Source organism: Diaphorobacter caeni (assembly GCF_015354245.1).
Lineage (GTDB): Bacteria > Pseudomonadota > Gammaproteobacteria > Burkholderiales > Burkholderiaceae_C > Diaphorobacter_A > Diaphorobacter_A caeni.
This window is the reverse complement of sequence record NZ_JADKYZ010000009.1, coordinates 191342-208121: the sequence shown is the minus strand read 5'-3', so window position 1 is coordinate 208121 and position 16780 is coordinate 191342. Positions and strand designations below refer to the sequence as shown.

The following is a 16780-nucleotide window of genomic DNA, read 5'->3' as shown; positions in this document are numbered from 1 at the left end:
GTCGCCGCAAGGGGTTTGCAACATCGTCCGAACGGACGTTTGGATGCTTGGCTGCGGGTTTTCACCGGGTAATTGCCTTAGTCTTGTCAGACGATGGTTGGAAGTGCAAGCTTTCCCACAATGGATGCACCAATTTGAAAAGGGACTCTTATGGGTTTGCAAGGAAAGGCGGCGCTCGTCGGCGCGGCGCAATACAAGCCTGAGAAATACGCGACGGCCCCGCAGATGTTCCATCTGGAACAGATTTCGGACCTCACGCTCAAGGCGCTGGACGACGCTGGCATGGAGCTGTCCGAGGTTGACGGACTGATCACCACGGGCGCGTACTTTCACGAGGCAAGCAGCTTCGTGCCGGCGATGGTCGGTGAGTATCTGGGCGTGCAGCTGAACTTCGCCGAAGTCATTGATCTGGGTGGCGCGAGTTCCGTCGGCATGGTCTGGCGCGCTGCGGCCGCCATCGAGATGGGCATGTGCGACACCGTGGTCTGCGTGATCCCGGCCCGCATGGCGCCGTACTCCGAACACGACGACCATGTGGCCGAGGTGATGAAGTCCAGCCGTTTCGGCGGTCACAGCACCCGCTATGGCGCACCCGAGGCCGAACTCGATCTGCCTTATGGCCACATGGCGCAGAACACCGGCTACGCGATGATCGCGCAGCGCTACGCCTCGATCTACGGCTACGACCCGGCGGCGCTGGCGCGCATCTGCGTGGACCAGCGCTTCAACGCCTGCCACAACCCCGACGCGATGTTCTACGGCAAGCCCATCACCGTGGACGACGTGCTCAACTCGCGCATGGTGGCAGAGCCGCTGCGCGTGCTTGAAATCGTGCTGCCCGCAGCCGGTGGCGGCGCAATGATCGTTACCCGTGCTGACCGCGCCAAGAACACCAGGCATCGTCCGGTCAGCATCGTCGGTGCTGGCGAACACGTGCACAGCAAATCGCCCACCTACGCGGCCGACATGCTCAAGACGCCGATCGGCCCCGCATCGCAGCGCGCCTTCCAGATGGCGGGCGTGAAGCCGTCCGACATGCACATGGCGCAGATTTACGACTGCTACACCATCACCGTGATGCTCACGCTCGAAGACGCGGGCTTCTGCGCAAAGGGCAAGGGCCTCGACTTTCTGCGAGAGCACGACTTCACCTTCAAGGGCAACTTCCCGATGAACACCCACGGCGGCCAGCTGAGTTTCGGCCAGTCCGGCAGCGCGGGCGGCATGACGCAGGTGATCGAGGCGATCCATCAGATCCAGGGCCGTGCCGGTGCGCGCCAACTGGGCCGCAATGATCTGGCCTACGTTTCGGGCACGGGTGGTGTGATGAGCGAGCAGGGCGCACTGATCCTGCGGGGAGCATAAAGACATGGCATGGAACAAACCTCTTCCTCTGCCCACGGCGATTTCGGCGCCGTACTGGGACGGCCTCAAGGCGCATGACCTGCGCATCCAGCAGTGCGACAAGGGACACTGGCTGTTTTTCCCGCGCACCCACTGCCCGAGCTGCGGCTCGCGCAACCTCGCGTGGAAGAGCGTGTCCGGCCACGGCAAGCTCTACACCTTCACCATCGCGCGCATCCCCACGATGCCCGAATTCACCGACGAGATGCCCCAGGCCCTCGCCGTGGTTGAGCTTGAAGAAGGCGTGCACATCAACACCACCATCGTCGGCGCGGAACCCGAACAGCTGAAGATCGGCATGCCCCTGCGCGCCGTGTTCGACGACCGTCCTGGTTCGATCACGCTGCTGCGCTTTACCCCGCAGAACAGCGCGCATCCGTCGGTCATTCCGGCCGAGGGCGTGGCGGATGCGGGCAACGCTGCGGCTGCTTCCGCCCTGGTTGCCGAAGCGCCCAAGCGCAAGATATCGGCCAAGGATCTGGACGCGATGAAGTCGCTGGTGTCGACCGACTACAGCCCTTGGTCCAACGAGTTCATCGTCTCGCAGGAGGTGATCAACGACTTTGCCAAGCTTTCGGGTGATGACTACTGGATCCATACCGATCCTGAAAAGGCCAAGGCCAAGAGCCCGTTCGGCACCACCATCGCGCACGGCGCGCTGGTGCAGGTGCTGGCCAGCCAGCTGCGCATCCCGCTCGACTTCGAGGTGACGGACTTCACCAACATCGTGAACTATGGATCGGATCGCCTGCGTTTTCCGGCACCGGTTCCCAGCGGCTGCAAGATCCGCGCGCGGTCGCGGGTGAAGGCGGTGGAGCAGGTCAGGAGCGGCACTCAGGTGACCATGGAGATCAACATCCACGTGGTGGGGCAGGATGATCGCCCCTCGGTGATCAACGACCTGGTGATGTTGTATATGTGATGGGAGAGTTGTTCAGTGGATCCTGGTCGCGGTGGGCGGCTGGAGGTCTGTGAGGGAGTCTCGGCTCCCTTTTCAAAGCGCCGCGGGTCGGCGCTTTTTTTCATCTTGTGCATTGGTGTCAAGCGGGGCTGCCGTCAGACATGAGCTGCTGGATGCCACTCCAAAAAAAACAGGTTCAGCAGCCGCATGAGCAGCCGCTGAACCTCAAGGAAGGAACCTGAAAAGCAAAGCAAAGCAAAGCAAAGAAACGAAGCTGGGCGCGGACGCGCGTTCGCGCTGCGTTGCGGATGGCGGGCGCTCGGCCGGATGATCACGCAGCGAACTGGATCGAGCAGTCTCCGAGGCCCGTGATGTTCATCTTGAAACGGTCGCCTGCAGCCGCAGGAACGAGTGGCGCGAGCGAGCCCGAGAGAATCACTTCGCCCGCCTTGAAAGGGATGCCGAATGCGCCCAGCGTGTTGGCCAGCCAGGCGACGGCCTCGGCAGGATGGCCCTGCACGGCGCTGCCGAGGCCGCTGCCAGCGGGTTCTCCGTTCTTGAACATCTGCATGGAGACTGCGGCCAGATCGAGCGATCGCGGATCGGTGTGCTGCTCGCCGATCACGAATACGCCGCAGCTCGCGTTGTCGGCTACCGTGTCCTGGATCTTGATTTTCCAGTCGTTGATGCGGGAATCGACGATCTCGAAGCAGGGAGCGACCCAGGCGGTGGCTGCCAGCACGTCCTCGCGGGTGATGCCGGGGCCCTTGAGGTCTTTGGCGAGCATGAAGGCAATCTCGCCTTCGGCACGCGGCTGGATCAGGCGTTCTTCTGAGAGCGAGATAGTCGCGCCGTCCTTGAACTGCATGCTGTCGGTGAGAAAGCCGAAGTCCGGCTGGTGCACGCCGAGCATGTCCTGCACGGGCTTGGAGGTCACGCCGATCTTCTTGCCGATCACGCGTTCACCCGATTGCTCACGCAGGCGCAGCATGTGCAGGGAGATGTAGTAGGCCTCGTCCACGCTGATGTCGGGATGGCTGTCGGTCAGCGGCGCGAGCGTGCGCGCTTCGCGCAGCGCGTCGTACAGGCGCTGGCCCTGTTGTTCGATGAAGTCTGTCTGGTTCATGAAGGCGTTCCGGTGGCGTGATCGGCGGGGCAGGGCGCGGCTCATCCGTGCTGCAGGAAGTCCACGCAGGTGCGGTTGAACATGTCCTGATGCTCGACCTGCACCCAGTGGCCGCACTGGTTGACCAGCGATACGCGGCAGTTGGGCAAGCCATCGACCAGCTTGGTCGCGCCGCCCACTGGATTGAACGCGTCGTTCACGCCCCAGAAACCAAGCACGGGCACGTTGATCTTGTGGAGATCCGCGGTCATGTTTGGCACCTTGAGCACCGAGCGCGCGGCAGCGGTCTGCGTGTCGGCGATGGGCGAGCGTTCGTTGATGATCGCGTCGGTCAGCAGGGTCTTGTCGAACAGCTGCATCTCCATTACCGAGCGCATGGCCTCGGCACCGGTCTTGCCCGATTTGTAGATGCTGAACATGTTGGCGATGCCGGGCATGGCGAGGTAGGTGTCGAGGTCTTCAACGCCGCCGGGCGCCATGAGGATCAGTCGCTTGACGTCTTCGGGGTGCTTGAGCGCGTAGCCGAGTGCCACGGCGCCACCGAGAGAATTGCCGAGCAGCGTGATGCCCTTGAGGCCGAGCTGGTCCACGAGGCCCTTGATGCCCGCGATGAAGAAGTCAAGGTCGTACTGTTTGGGCTCTTCCGTCTTGCTGGACAGGCCGTAGCCGAGCAGATCGGGCACGATGCTGCGAAAACCCGCGCGCGAGAACTGGGGGTAATTGCCCTTGAAGTTGCTGTAGCCGCTCGCGCCGCCACCGGCGCCATGCAGGAAGATCACCGGCTCGCCGCTGCCCATCTCGTGATAGTGCACGCGCTGTGGATGGCCCGCAACCTCGCCGATGTCGACGTAATGGCCTTCGGGGATGGAGAATTTCTGGCTGGAGCTCATGGTGCTTGTCTCTTGTGCTTTCATTGGATGGACGGGCATGTTCCCCGTGTTGAAGATGCATGCCATCGGCTGGACGGACTAGGACGCTGGGTGAGTCACTCGGCGACTTGCGCTGCTTTGCTCTGCCACAGCTTGGGAAGACCGGGATCAGTGGTCGAGATGGCTTTCTTGAGCAGGTTGCGCAGCGTCGCGACTTCCATCTCGCCAAGGCTGTCGATGATGTCGGCCTCCACCGCCTTGGCCGCCGCCAGCACATGCAGGATGGATTCATTGCCCTGCTGGGTGAGCTGCAACGCCTTGGGCTGCTGCGGGCTTTCCTCGAGCAGACCCTTGGCGATCAGCGATTGCAGCGCGACGTTGCCGATATCGATCCCGGTGTAGGCCACATGCGAGGCGATCTGTTCAGGCGTCTGAGGCTGTTGCACGGTGAGCAGCGACATCACATAGAAATCCGCGTCGGTCATTCCTTGTTCGGACATGGGCTTGCGGATGCCGTTGAGCACCTGAAAATGCGCACGGCCAAGCAGATAACCGATCAGGTTTTCCGAGTAGGCGCTGTTGGTGTCGGCGGCGGGCTCGCTGGCGATCTCTCCCGATTTCCGCGAGGCGAGGGCGTAGCCTCCGGTCACGTAGAGCAGCGGAGGGCGCGGGTTGGCGTCGTAGTGGGTGACCTCGCCGACGAAGATGATGTGGTCGCCGCCGTCATATTGGAACGCGGTCTTGCACTGGAAGCGCGCGCTGCAGTCCTGCAGCAGCGGGGCATGGCCGCCCTCTGAATCCAGTGGCAGGCCCGAGAACTTGTCCTCGCCCGCGCGGGCGAAGCGGTTGGAGAGCGCTTCTTGTTCGTTCGAGAGGATGTGTACGTTGAAGGTTTTTGCGTTCTGGAAAACCGGCAGGCTGCGCGCGTTTTTGGCCAGACTCCACAGCACCATTGGCGGCTCCAGTGAGACCGAATTGAAGCTGTTGGCGGTGATGCCGATGGGTTCGCCGTTGTCGGCGCGGGTGGTCACGATGGTCACGCCCGTTCCGAACATGCCGAGCGCGCGGCGGAAATCCCTGGGGTCGAAAGTGGCTGCAGTGCTTTGCATGGGTTGTCTCCTGAGCCTGAAGAGTGCTCGGATCGCCGTGCTCGGGAATCCCACACACGGACTAGCAGCCGCGTCAAACGCTCCGTGTTTCTCTCTAGTCGCCGTTAGTCAATTCGGACGATGAATGTCCTCATGCGTGGTGAGAGCATTCGTCTCCACTGGCGACACGCAACCCATCAAGCGCCATCAACCCCAAGCCGCATCAACGGCGGAGACGGAGACCCAAGCAAATGAACGCAGTGACGGAACAATTCGCACCGGAGAGCTATCTCACCCCAGAAGCGCTGGAGATGATCGAAAAGGCCAAGGCCCTGGCACCCAAGCTGGCAGAGCGCTCGTTCAAGGCCGACACAGAAGGCCGAATCAGCGACGAAACCATCGAGGAGATGACGCGCGAAGGCTTTTTCCGTGTGCTGCAGCCCAAGCGTTGGGGCGGCTACGAGATGGATCCACGCGTGTTCTACACGATTCAGATGGAACTGGCCAAGGGCTGCATGTCCACGGCCTGGGTGTTCGGTGTCGTGGGGGTGCACCCATGGCAGTTGGCGCTGTTTCCGGCGCAGGCTCAGCAGGACGTGTGGGGCCAGGATTCCAGCACGCGGATCGCATCGACCTATATGCCCACTGGAAAGGCCGTTCCCGTCGAAGGCGGTTATCAGTTCAGCGGCCGCTGGAGCTTCTCGAGCGGCTCCAAGCACTGCGACTGGCTGTTCCTCGGCGGTTTGCTGCCCAAGAAAGATAACTCCGGCGCGCTGGAGCATGTGACCTTCCTCGTGCCCAAGGCTGACTACCGCATCGAAGACAACTGGGATGTACTGGGCCTGCGCGCCACCGGCTCGCACGACATCGTCGTCGAGAACGCCTTCGTGCCCGAGCACCGCACTCAGCGCACCAATGACCATTCCGACGTGGGCTGCCCGGGCCGCTTGGAAAACACCAGCTGGCTGTTCCGCATTCCGTTCACCCATGTGTTCCAGCGCGCGGTATCGACGTCGTGTCTTGGCGCGCTCGATGGTGCGATCGGCGAGTTCAAGCGCCGCGCAACGGCCCACGTGGGCAAGCACGGCAACCGCACGGCCGAAGATCCGAACTCGCAGACGGCGGTGACCGAAGCGACGATTGCGCTGGACCAATTGAAGCTGGTGCTGTTCCGCAACTACGCGCGCATCGTCAATGCCGCCAAGACGGGCGTGCAGCTCGATCTGGAGGAACGCCTTCTGCAGCGCGCGCAGGCGTCCTACGTGCCCAAACTCACGGGCTTTCATGCGAGCGAACTGCTGCGCGCCACGGCGGCCAGCGGTACCTTCCGCACGAATCCCATCGAGCGCGTGTTTCGCGACATCCATCAGGGGCGCTCGCACATCGCCAACAACACGGACGCCTATGTACGTGCCCACGGCTCGCAGGTGCTTGGCATCGCCAACCAAGAGCCGTTCGTCTGACCGGTGATGAAGCATCGCGCGGCCTGACGAGAGGACGCGCGGCTTGATTTCAGCGTTTGGCCGATGACAGCGCCGGCGATGACGAGAAAAGAAAGATCAGGAGACGCAAGCGTGGCAGTTCAGGAATATGACGTGGTGGTGGTCGGTTCGGGTGCCGGGGCGTTGCTCGGGGCGATTCGCGCCAAGGAGCAGGGCCTCAGGACACTGGTGGTGGAGAAGGCGGAGGTGTTCGGCGGCACGTCGGCGTTGTCCGGCGGAGGTATCTGGATTCCGGTGAACTACGACCAGAAGCGCGCGGGTGTCAGGGATGATCTGGCTACCGCTTATGGCTACATGCTGCGCTGCGTGCGCGGCATGGCCAGCAACGATCGTGTGCTGGCTTACGTGGAGACGGCCAACAAGATGGCCGAATACTTGAAGCAGATAGGTGTGCCTTACCGCTGCATGCCCAAGTATGCGGACTACTACCCGCACATCGAGGGATCGAAGCCCGGCGGTCGCACCATGGACCCGGTCGACTTCAACGCCGCCAAGCTGGGCGTGGTGGCGCTGGAGACCATGCGCCCCGGTCCTCCGGGCAACCAGCTGTTCGGCCGCATGAGCATCAACGCATTCGAGGCGCACTCCATGCTTTCGCGCGAATTCAAATCGCGCTTCACCATCATCGGCATGATGCTGAAGTATTTCCTGGACTACCCATGGCGCAGCAAGACCCGCCGTGACCGTCGGCTCACGGGCGGTCAGGCGCTGATCGCGGGTCTGCTCACGGCCGCCAACAAGGCGGGCGTGGAGATGTGGCGCAATGCACCGCTCAAGGAACTGGTGAAGGACGCCTCCGGCCGCGTCACCGGCGTGATCGTCGAGAAGAACGGACAGCGCGTGCAGATCAACGCCGCGCGCGGCGTGCTGCTGGGGGCGGGTGGTTTTGAGCGCAACCAACAGATGCGCGAGCAGTACCTGGTGCAGCCCAGCAAGGCGGAATGGACAGCCACGCCCGTGGGCGGCAACGAGGGCGATGCCCACCGAGCGGGCCAGGCGATTGGTGCCAAGCTGGATCTGATGGACTGGTCCTGGGGATGCCCGACCATGGACGTGCCCAAGGAACCGGCATTTCGCGGCATCTTTGTCGAGCGTTCGCTGCCTGGCTGCATGGTGGTCAACAACAAGGGCCAGCGCTTTCTGAATGAGTCGGGACCTTATCCAGAATTCCAGCAGGCCATGCTGGCCGACGCGGCCAAAGGCAACGGCGCAGCGCCCGCGTGGATCGTGTTCGACGCGAACTTCCGCGCGCAGAACCCCATCGGCCCGCTGATGCCCGCATCGGCCGTGCCTGACAGCAAGCTGCGCAAGAGCTGGCTCAACAAGGTCTACTGGAAGGGCGAAACGCTCGACGACCTGGCGCGCGAGATCGGCGTCGATGCGGCGGGCCTGAAGGAAAGCGCACGCCGCATGACCGAATACGCCAAGACCGGCAAGGATCTGGATTTCGACCGTGGCGGCAATGTGTTCGACCGCTACTACGGCGATCCGCGTTTGAAAAATCCCAATCTGGGCGCGGTCGAGAAGGGCCCGTTTTACGCGATGCAGCTGTGGCCCGGCGAGATCGGCACCAAGGGCGGTCTGGTGACCGACCGCGAGGCGCGCGTGCTCGACGAACAGGGTGCCGTGATCCCCGGCCTGTACTGCGTGGGCAACAACTCGGCATCGGTGATGGGACCGGCTTATCCCGGTGCGGGCTCCACGCTCGGTCCGGCGATGACCTTCGCCTTTCGTGCGGTGGCCGACATTCTCGGCAAGCCGCTGCCCTTGGAAAACACGCAGCTGCTCCAGCAGGGCGGATGAGGAGTGGCGCAGATGGCAGGCAATTCGGGCAAGCAGCGCGTCAGCACCGTGAATCCCGTCGAGCAAGTGCTCGACGTGGGTTCCGAGACCGAAATTCAATGGGCGGACACCACCGACGTGCTGGTGGTCGGCTGGGGCGCGGCGGGCGCGAGTGCCGCCATCGAGGCGCGGGAGGCAGGAGCTGATGTGCTGGTGGTCGATCGTTTCGGAGGCGGCGGTGCGAGCGTGCTCTCCGGCGGTGTGGTCTATGCGGGCGGCGGTACCAGGCAGCAGAAGGCCGCAGGCTTTGACGATACGCCCGAGGCCATGGCCGACTATCTCAAGCACGAGGTCAACGGCGTGGTGAGTGACGCGACGCTCAGGCGCTTCTGCGAAGAGAGCGTCGCCAATCTCGAGTGGCTGGAAAAGCAGGGCGCACGCTTCGATTCAACGATGCCCAAATACAAGACCTCGTACCCGCCCGATGGCGTGTATCTGTACTACTCCGGCAACGAGGTCGTGCCCGCCTACGGCAATCCACGCCTTGCGAAGAAGCCCGCGCCGCGCGGTCATCGCACCGTGGCCAAGGGCCAGTCGGGCACCACGCTGTTCAATGCGTTGCAGAAGTCCACGCTCGCCCATGGCGCGCGTGTGCTCACTCAGGCCCGCGTGCGGCGCCTCGTGCGCGAGCGCGCCACCGGTCGCATTCTGGGCGTGGAAGTGTGGGTGTTGCCCGAAGGCGATCCGCGCACGGCGCGCCACAAGGCGCTCGACGCGCTGGTCGCCAAATGGCGGCTGTACCAGGCGCCGCGTGCGCAAGCCGGTCGCCGCGAGGCAGCGCAGATCGAAAGCCAGATCGGCGAACGCCGCTACCTGCGCGCCCGCAAGGGTGTGGTGCTGAGCACCGGCGGCTACATCTACAACCCGGACCTGCTCGAACAGCACGCCCCAGCCTACAAGCCGGGATGGCTCACCGGCGCGGCGGGCTGCGACGGCTCGGGCTTGCGCCTTGGCCAGTCGGCCAACGCGGGCACGCAGGATCTGAACAACATCTCCGCCTGGCGCTTTATCACGCCGCCCGCTGTCTGGCCCAAGGGCCTGGTGGTCAACACGCGCGGCGAGCGTTTCTGCAACGAGCAGGTCTACGGCGCCAAGCTCGGCTACGAGATGATGGAAAAGCAGGGCGGCAAGTCCTGGCTGATCATCGACAGCGCGCTGCGCCGTCAGGCGACGTGGCAGTGTCTGTTCGGTGGACTGTGGGCGTTTCAGTCCATGCCTGCGCTGGCGCTGATGTACAAGGTGGCGGTCAAAGGTCGCAACGTGGCCGATCTGGCAAGGAAGATCGGCGCGGACGCCACCATCCTGCAGCGCCAGTTCGATGACGCCAACGCCGCAGCGCGTGGCGAGCGCGTCGACGCGATGGGCAAGGCCATGGACATGCGCCACGAGTTCAAGGGCGGCGCGCTGTTCGCCATCGACATCTCGATCACGCAGAAGATGTTCCCGCTCGCGGTGCTGAGTCTCGGTGGCCTCAAGGTCAACGAGGAAAGCGGTCATGTGCTCGACGTGCATGGGCGTGACATTCCGGGCCTCTACGCGGCAGGTCGCACCGCCATCGGCGTGGCTTCGTCGCGCTATGTGAGTGGGCTGTCGCTGGCCGACTGTGTGTTCTCCGGACGCCGCGCGGGCCGTTCCGCTGCGGTGGATGCCGATAGGGCAAAGCCTGTCAACAGCGCAGCGAGCAAGCCGGTGATGGGCCTGACTGAATTGGATATCGCGCTGGTTTGAAGTGACGGGCATGGCACGACGGACCATGCCCATCCAGCAGTGGGTGACGGGTGATAGAGCAAGCAAGTGAGTGAGCCAGGGAAAGAGACATGACGACCAGTGAAGCCACGTCGGCGGCCAGCCGCTACCACCCGTTGCGGGTGAAAGAGGTGATCGAGGAAACGCACGACACCAAGTCGATCGTGTTCGAGGTGCCGTCCCATCTGTCGGAGCAATTCAGCTACCGGCCCGGGCAGTTTCTCACGCTGCGCCTGCCGATCGACGGCCGCCATGTGCCGCGCTGCTACTCGATGTCGAGCTCGCCCGCGCTGGACGCCGCGCTGCGCGTGACGGTCAAGCGCGTGCATCAGGGGCGCGGCTCGAACTGGGTCTGCGACAAGGTGCGTGTGGGCGATACCATCGAGCTGATGCCGCCCTCGGGCCTGTTCTCGCCCCGCAATCTGGCACAGGACTTTCTGCTGATGGCGGGCGGCAGCGGCATCACGCCGGTGTTCTCGATTCTGCGCACGGTGCTGCAAAAGCATGAAGGCCGCGTCGTGCTGTTCTACGCGAACCGCGATGAGCGTTCGGTGATCTTCAGGCGGGATCTGCAGCGACTGGCGAGTGAGTACCCCGAGCGTCTGCAGATCGTGCACTGGCTCGACACGCTGCAGGGCGCACCATCGCAGCGGCAGCTCACCGCGTGGGCCAAGCCGTCTGTGGCGACCAGCGCCCAGGCCTTCATCTGCGGTCCGGGCCCGTTCATGGACGCCGCGCAGGCCGCGCTCATTGCCGCCGGCATGGCCGAAGACAGCGTGCATGTGGAGCGTTTTGTCTCCTTGCCCGACGAGGAGGCGCTGCACGAAATGCAGCAGAAGGACGCCGCCGAGGCCGTGGCCATGCCCGCCGCGGTCGATGAGGCGAAGGTGCAGATGCGCCTTGATGGCGAGGAATACGAATTCACCTGCGGCGGCAGCGAAACCCTGCTCGAAGCCGCCCTGCGCAATGGCATCAACGCGCCGTTTTCCTGTCAGGCAGGCATGTGCGCATCGTGCATGTGCAAGCTGCAGGACGGCACGGTGCACATGCGTCACAACGAAGTGCTGGACGCCAAGGATCTGTCGAAGAACTGGGTTCTGTCCTGCCAATCCGTTCCCACCAGCAATACGCTGCGCATCCAATTTCCGGAGTGATGTCATCCATGTTTGAAGCGTTGACCCAGAAGCAAACCCTGCCGCAGATGCTGGCGGAAATGGCTCGTCAATATGGCGATCATCCCGCCATCGTGGAAAAAGGCGCAGCCATCAGTTACAGCGCCCTGCATCAAATGGCGCGCGAGGCCGCGCGGGCCTTTATAGCGCTTGGCGTGCAGAAGGGGGATCGTGTCGCGATCTGGTTGCCCAACATGAGCGAGTGGATCATCGCTGCCTGCGGCGTGCATGCGGCCGGGGGCGTACTGGTGCCGCTCAACACCCGCATGAAAGGCGAGGAGGCTGCAGATATTCTGGAGCGCAGCGGCACGCGAGTGCTGCTCAGCGTGGGGGATTTTCTCGGCCGATACTACCCCGATCTGCTGCAGGGCCTGCGCCCGAAAACGCTTGCATCCATCATCGTCGTGGGCGACAAGGTGCAGACCAGCGCCGACCTGAGCTGGTCCGCGTTCATACAACTGGCGTCCCAGATCAGTGCCGAAGAACAGCTCGCGCGTGAGGCACAGATTCAGCCCGATGACACGGCCGATTTGATGTTCACTTCCGGCACGACCGGCCGTCCCAAGGGCGTGATGGCGGCGCATTTCCCGACGATTCTGGCCTTCAAGGCATGGGCCAACGTCGTCAATCTGCGTCATGGAGACCGTTATCTGGTGGTCAACCCGTTCTTCCACACCTTCGGCTACAAGGCCGGCTGGATCGCTGCCCTCATGGCTGGCGCGACGATCTATCCCGAGCAGGTGTTCGATGCCGACGCAATTCTGCGTCGCATCCAGGACGACCGTATCAGCTTTCTGCCCGGCCCTCCGACGCTGTTTCTCACCATGCTGTCGCACCCCCAGTTAGGTGACTTCAACCTGGGCACGCTGCAATCCGCAGTCACCGGCGCCTCGACGGTGCCACCGATTCTCATCACCCGCATGCGCGAGGAACTCGGGATCGCCAACGTGACGACGGCATACGGACTCACCGAATGCGGCGGCTGCGCGACCATCTGTGAACCCACGGACGACGCAGCCACAGTCGCCAATACCTGTGGCCACGCGTTGCCTGGTACCGAAGTGCGCTGCGTGGACGAAAACAACCAGCCCGTTCCCGCAGGCGAGCCCGGCGAGGTGCTGCTGCGTGGCTACCACGTGATGAAGGGTTATTTCGAAGATGACAAGGCCACGTCTGAAACCATCGATGCCGATGGTTGGCTGCATACGGGCGACGTCGGCGTGCTGGACGAGCGCGGCTATCTGCGCATCACGGATCGCTTGAAGGACATGTTCATCGTCGGCGGGTTCAACTGCTATCCGGCGGAGATCGAACGCATGCTCGCGGACCACCCCGACGTCTCGCAGGTGGCGGTGATTGGCGTTGCGGACGAGCGCATGGGGGAGGTGGGGTGCGCCTGTGTCGTGGCTCGTCACGGGGTGACTGTGGATGCGGACTCCTTTATCGGGTGGTGCCGGGCGAAGATGGCCAATTACAAGGTGCCTCGGTATGTGGTGCAGTTGGAGGCTTTGCCTGTGAATGCTTCGAACAAGGTGCAGAAGAGGGAGTTGGTGGGGATGGTGAAGGAGTTGTTGGCGAACTCCTCTGCGCCTGTTCTTTAATACTTTTTGTTCCTGCTGGGTGGTTGCTTACGGAGGCCGGGACTGCCCCCGGCGGGGCAATCACTTTTTGCTTGCGCGCAAAAGGTGACTCCGCCGCCGGGCGGAACACCCGGCCTCCGCCCTCAAAACAATCCAGCAGCAAAGAATCGACAGCGATTCAAACCCAGAATCGCAACCCCATCACAATCCCATTCCCAGAATCGAATTGTCCGCATGCAATTCGCTCCCACTCATCACGCTCGATGCATCGCTGGCGAGGAACGCCACCAGTTCCGCGATGCGCTCCGGCATGTAGGCGCGCCCTGCACGGTTGTGTTCTGCGTCGTGCAGCACCATCTCGCGTGTCACGCCGTTGGGTAGAGAGGCTTGCATCATGGGGGTGTAAATGCCGTCTGGGTGAACGGAATTTGCGCGGATGGCGTAGCCCTGTTTGCGGCAGTGCAGAGCCGTGGCGCGGGTCAGGGCGGATACCGCTGCCTTGGTGGCGCTGTAGCCTGCGTAGTTGTCTACCGGAAGCCAGGACGATACCGAGGCCATGTTGACGATTGAGCCACCGGTCTCTTTCATTGCGAGGATGCCTTGCTGGCAGCCGATGAAGACCGATTCGGTGTTCACATGCAGAAGTTTCTGAAAATCCTGCAGGAGGCCTGTTTCCATGTTGCCGCGCAGGAGGATGCCGGCGTTGTTGACCAGTACGTTGATCGTGCCGAAGGTTTGCTGGGCGAATTCGATCGCTTGTGTCCACGAGATTTCATTGCTGACGTCGTGGTGGACGAAGGCAGCGCGGGAACCCAGTTCTTGCGCAAGTTGCTTGCCTGCGGCTTCGTTGATGTCACTGATCACCACGCTGGCCCCGAGCGCATGGAGGAGCTTCACCACCGCCTGGCCTACGCCGCTGGCGCCGCCGGTAACGAGTGCGATCTTGTCGGTCAGATTTGTGTTCATTGTGTGAATGTCTTCTGGTGTTGGAAATGAAATGGAATGAAATGAAGGAAAGAGGAGGTCGTCGTCTGAAGCGTGCAGTGGCGTTCACATCGGCGACCATCGCGCTCGATTGGCTTGTTCTGCGTACCTCCACGGAGTCTTGAAACCGCCGGGCGAATGGCATCTTTCGTCAAAGCGTGTTTCCGATTTATCAGTGTTCATGACTTTTTCGAAAAGCATGCTCAGGAGATCCGTAAGAGGTTAAGCCGTCCTTGTGGACGAGGACCAGCGCTACTTTAGGAGAACTGCGAGACGTCTTCATAGTCCCATCGGACGATGGTTGAGCATGCATTTGTTCCTACGCTTGACAGGTCTAAACATTCATGTCAACAGGAGACAAAAATGCGTTTGAATGGAAAGGTGGCCGTCGTCACGGGAGCTGGTCAGGGCATGGGCCGCGCGATTGCGCAACGCTTTGCCGACGAGGGCGCGACCGTGGTAGCGGTGGATCTGAACGAGCAGGCCGCCAAGGACACTTTGAATGGTCGCGCTGGCAAGCACGTGGCGCGCTCCGTGAATGTGGCCGACAGCAAGGCCGTGGCGGCGCTGTTCGCTGAAATCAAAAGCAGCCTTGGCCGCGTTGACGCGCTGGTGAACAACGCGGGCGTGGGCTCGGTCGATCCGTTCGCCGACATTCCTGACGAGACTTGGGCGCGCGTGATCGGTGTGAATCTCAACGGCGCTTTCTATTGCGCACGCGAGGCGGTCAAGCTCATGCAGGAGACGAAGTCGGGCGGTGCGGTGGTCAACATCTCCAGCACTTCGGCTGTGAGCGGTGACGGTCCTGCGCACTACTGCGCGTCGAAGGCGGCGTTGATGGGCCTCACGCGCGGCATGGCCAAGGAACTGGCTCCGCAGGGCATCCGCGTGAATACGCTGGTGCCGGGCCCGACCAACACGCCGATGATGCAGGGCATTCCGCAGGAGTGGGCCGACGCGATCATCAAGGGCGTGCCCATGGGCCGCATGGCCGAGCCCGAGGACATCGCCAAGGTGGCTGTGTTTCTTGCAAGCGATGACAGCGGCTTCATGACGGGTCAGAACGTGGCGGTCAATGGCGGCAGCGCCTTCCTATAAGGAGTGTGACGATGAGCAGCAATAACGGCAACGGCAAGCGTCTGTCTGGCAAGGTTGCGTTCGTGACTGGCGGGGGCTCCGGCATCGGTGCGGCCACGGCCGAGCGCTTTGCGCAGGAAGGCGCAACGGTGGTGATCTGCGGTCGCCGCAAGGAACCGCTTGAAGAGGTGGTCTCGCGCATCAACGCTGCAGGCGGCAAGGCCGAGGCGGTCGTTGCCGATGTGGGCAACGAGCAGCAGATCGTCGGCGCGCTTGAGCAGGCCGAGCGGAAGCACGGATCTCTCGATGTGCTGGTCAACAACGCCATGGCCTACACATGGGGCAGCATCGATGCGATGACCACGCAGGATTGGCACGCCAACTTCACCACGTCGGTGGACGGTACCTTCTGGGGCACGCGCACTGCGCTCAAGCTCATGAAGGAAAAGGGTGGCTCGATCATCAACGTGAGCTCGATCTGCGGCACGCTGGGCACGCCCTGCATGTCGGGCTATTCGGCGGCCAAGGCCGCGATCATCAACTTCTCCCGGGCTGCGGCTGCGGAAGGAGCAGCAGATGGTGTGCGCGTGAACGTGGTGATTCCCGCAGTGGTGGAAACGCCCGCGACGGCCGGCATGCTGTCGGATGACGCGTCGCGCAAGAGCACCGAGAAGCTGATTCCGATGGGCCGCGTGGGCCAGCCGGTCGAGCTCGCGAACGCTGCGCTTTTTCTCGCGAGCGACGAGGCGAGCTATGTGACCGGTGCCACTTTACCGGTGGATGGCGGTCGCTCTGCGGTGCTTGTCACCGCGCTTTGATCTGACGAGAAAGAGATTGCTGCAATGAGTCAATGGCCATCGACGCTCGAAGAGCGCATCGACCGATTGGAATCGCTGGACGCCATCCGCCAACTGGCGGGACGGTATTCGCTGTCGCTCGATATGCGCGACATGGATGCACACGTCAATCTGTTTGCACCGAATATCCGCGTCGGCAAGGAGAAGGTGGGGCGCGCGCATTTCAAGGCGTGGCAGGATTCCACGCTGCGGGATCAGTTCACGGGCACCTCACACCACCTGGGGCAGCACATCATCGAGTTCGCGGATAAGGATCACGCCACCGGCGTCGTCTATTCCAAGAACGAGCATGAATGCGGCGCCGAATGGGTGATCATGCAGATGCTGTACTGGGATGACTACGAGCGCATCGATGGCCAGTGGTTCTTTCGCCGCCGCCTGCCGTGCTATTGGTACGCGACGGACCTGAACAAGCCGCCGATCGGCGACATGAAAATGCGCTGGCCGGGCCGCGAGCCGTATCGCGGCGCGTTCCACGAGCTGTTCCCGAGCTGGAAGGAGTTCTGGGCGAACCGCCCTGGCAAGGACGAACTGCCCGAAGTGGCCGCTCCCGCACCGCTCAACGAGTTCCTCAAAACCATGCGCCGCGGTGCGCCTGACCCGCGCATGCGCGTGCGCTGAGCGAGAGGACA

At 62.8% G+C, this 16780-nt stretch carries 14 protein-coding genes; 10 read left to right on the top strand and 4 right to left on the bottom strand.

Annotated elements, in window-relative coordinates; genetic code table 11:
• Positions 1–150 precede the first annotated feature (150 nt).
• Positions 151–1365 (top strand): thiolase family protein, encoded by a 1215-nt coding sequence (locus tag ISG32_RS21450; RefSeq protein ID WP_194773065.1) that lies wholly within the window; start codon positions 151–153, stop codon positions 1363–1365.
• Positions 1366–1369: 4 nt separating this feature from the next.
• A complete protein-coding gene (locus ISG32_RS21445) occupies positions 1370–2326 on the top strand; it encodes a bifunctional OB-fold nucleic acid binding domain-containing protein/MaoC family dehydratase (protein WP_194773064.1) in 957 nt (318 codons plus the stop codon).
• A 310-nt stretch (positions 2327–2636) separates the two neighbouring features.
• Here the strand turns inward: ISG32_RS21445 and ISG32_RS21440 are convergent, their stop codons facing one another.
• From ISG32_RS21440 to ISG32_RS21430, 3 genes are all read right to left on the bottom strand, one after another.
• Positions 2637–3431 (bottom strand): fumarylacetoacetate hydrolase family protein, encoded by a 795-nt coding sequence (locus tag ISG32_RS21440; protein WP_194773063.1) that lies wholly within the window; start codon positions 3429–3431, stop codon positions 2637–2639.
• Between the two features lie 41 nt (positions 3432–3472).
• A complete protein-coding gene (locus tag ISG32_RS21435) occupies positions 3473–4321 on the bottom strand; it encodes an alpha/beta fold hydrolase (RefSeq protein ID WP_194773062.1) in 849 nt (282 codons plus the stop codon).
• A gap of 95 nt (positions 4322–4416) precedes the next feature.
• Positions 4417–5409 (bottom strand): flavin reductase, encoded by a 993-nt coding sequence (locus tag ISG32_RS21430; protein ID WP_194773061.1) that lies wholly within the window; start codon positions 5407–5409, stop codon positions 4417–4419.
• 230 nt (positions 5410–5639) lie between these two features.
• On the opposite strand from ISG32_RS21430, the gene ISG32_RS21425 reads away from it, so the two are divergent.
• From ISG32_RS21425 to ISG32_RS21405, 5 genes are all read left to right on the top strand, one after another.
• Positions 5640–6851 carry an acyl-CoA dehydrogenase family protein gene (locus tag ISG32_RS21425; RefSeq protein WP_194773060.1) on the top strand — a complete coding sequence of 404 codons (1212 nt, stop codon included), beginning with the start codon at positions 5640–5642 and terminating at the stop codon, positions 6849–6851.
• Positions 6852–6962: 111 nt separating this feature from the next.
• On the top strand, positions 6963–8693 hold the full coding sequence (locus ISG32_RS21420) for an FAD-binding protein (RefSeq protein ID WP_194773059.1): 1731 nt from the start codon (positions 6963–6965) through the stop codon (positions 8691–8693).
• A 12-nt stretch (positions 8694–8705) separates the two neighbouring features.
• Positions 8706–10460: an FAD-binding protein gene (locus ISG32_RS21415; protein ID WP_194773058.1), complete on the top strand. Its 1755-nt coding sequence runs from the start codon at positions 8706–8708 to the stop codon at positions 10458–10460.
• An 89-nt stretch (positions 10461–10549) separates the two neighbouring features.
• Positions 10550–11632, top strand: a complete 1083-nt coding sequence (locus ISG32_RS21410) for a ferredoxin--NADP reductase (RefSeq protein WP_194773057.1) — start codon at positions 10550–10552, stop codon at positions 11630–11632.
• 8 nt (positions 11633–11640) lie between these two features.
• Positions 11641–13251 carry a FadD3 family acyl-CoA ligase gene (locus ISG32_RS21405; RefSeq protein ID WP_407645086.1) on the top strand — a complete coding sequence of 537 codons (1611 nt, stop codon included), beginning with the start codon at positions 11641–11643 and terminating at the stop codon, positions 13249–13251.
• 180 nt (positions 13252–13431) lie between these two features.
• On the opposite strand, the gene ISG32_RS21400 is transcribed toward ISG32_RS21405, so the two are convergent.
• Entirely contained in the window at positions 13432–14196 is a 765-nt protein-coding gene (locus ISG32_RS21400; RefSeq protein WP_194773055.1) for an SDR family oxidoreductase, read from the bottom strand.
• A 381-nt stretch (positions 14197–14577) separates the two neighbouring features.
• Here ISG32_RS21400 and ISG32_RS21395 point away from each other — a divergent pair, with 381 nt between their 5' ends.
• The 3 genes from ISG32_RS21395 to ISG32_RS21385 are packed head-to-tail and all read left to right on the top strand — an operon-like array spanning position 14578 to position 16769.
• Positions 14578–15312 carry an SDR family NAD(P)-dependent oxidoreductase gene (locus ISG32_RS21395; RefSeq protein ID WP_194773054.1) on the top strand — a complete coding sequence of 245 codons (735 nt, stop codon included), beginning with the start codon at positions 14578–14580 and terminating at the stop codon, positions 15310–15312.
• Between the two features lie 11 nt (positions 15313–15323).
• Positions 15324–16109, top strand: a complete 786-nt coding sequence (locus tag ISG32_RS21390; protein ID WP_194773053.1) for an SDR family NAD(P)-dependent oxidoreductase — start codon at positions 15324–15326, stop codon at positions 16107–16109.
• Between the two features lie 24 nt (positions 16110–16133).
• The gene (locus tag ISG32_RS21385; RefSeq protein ID WP_194773052.1) at positions 16134–16769 is read left to right on the top strand and encodes a nuclear transport factor 2 family protein; all 636 of its coding nucleotides are present in this window, start codon (positions 16134–16136) and stop codon (positions 16767–16769) included.
• Positions 16770–16780: the final 11 nt, after the last annotated feature.

What these genes read in the sequence shown, in the direction of transcription:
- ISG32_RS21405 (WP_407645086.1), top strand. Translation starts at nt 11,641, where the DNA reads ATGTTTGAAGCGTTGACCCAGAAGCAAACCCTGCCGCAGATGCTGGCG.
- ISG32_RS21445 (WP_194773064.1), top strand. Translation starts at nt 1,370, where the DNA reads ATGGCATGGAACAAACCTCTTCCTCTGCCCACGGCGATTTCGGCGCCG.
- ISG32_RS21390 (WP_194773053.1), top strand. Translation starts at nt 15,324, where the DNA reads ATGAGCAGCAATAACGGCAACGGCAAGCGTCTGTCTGGCAAGGTTGCG.
- ISG32_RS21395 (WP_194773054.1), top strand. Translation starts at nt 14,578, where the DNA reads ATGCGTTTGAATGGAAAGGTGGCCGTCGTCACGGGAGCTGGTCAGGGC.
- ISG32_RS21425 (WP_194773060.1), top strand. Translation starts at nt 5,640, where the DNA reads ATGAACGCAGTGACGGAACAATTCGCACCGGAGAGCTATCTCACCCCA.
- ISG32_RS21385 (WP_194773052.1), top strand. Translation starts at nt 16,134, where the DNA reads ATGAGTCAATGGCCATCGACGCTCGAAGAGCGCATCGACCGATTGGAA.
- ISG32_RS21400 (WP_194773055.1), bottom strand. Translation starts at nt 14,196, where the DNA reads ATGAACACAAATCTGACCGACAAGATCGCACTCGTTACCGGCGGCGCC.
- ISG32_RS21440 (WP_194773063.1), bottom strand. Translation starts at nt 3,431, where the DNA reads ATGAACCAGACAGACTTCATCGAACAACAGGGCCAGCGCCTGTACGAC.
- ISG32_RS21410 (WP_194773057.1), top strand. Translation starts at nt 10,550, where the DNA reads ATGACGACCAGTGAAGCCACGTCGGCGGCCAGCCGCTACCACCCGTTG.
- ISG32_RS21430 (WP_194773061.1), bottom strand. Translation starts at nt 5,409, where the DNA reads ATGCAAAGCACTGCAGCCACTTTCGACCCCAGGGATTTCCGCCGCGCG.
- ISG32_RS21450 (WP_194773065.1), top strand. Translation starts at nt 151, where the DNA reads ATGGGTTTGCAAGGAAAGGCGGCGCTCGTCGGCGCGGCGCAATACAAG.
- ISG32_RS21435 (WP_194773062.1), bottom strand. Translation starts at nt 4,321, where the DNA reads ATGAGCTCCAGCCAGAAATTCTCCATCCCCGAAGGCCATTACGTCGAC.
- ISG32_RS21415 (WP_194773058.1), top strand. Translation starts at nt 8,706, where the DNA reads ATGGCAGGCAATTCGGGCAAGCAGCGCGTCAGCACCGTGAATCCCGTC.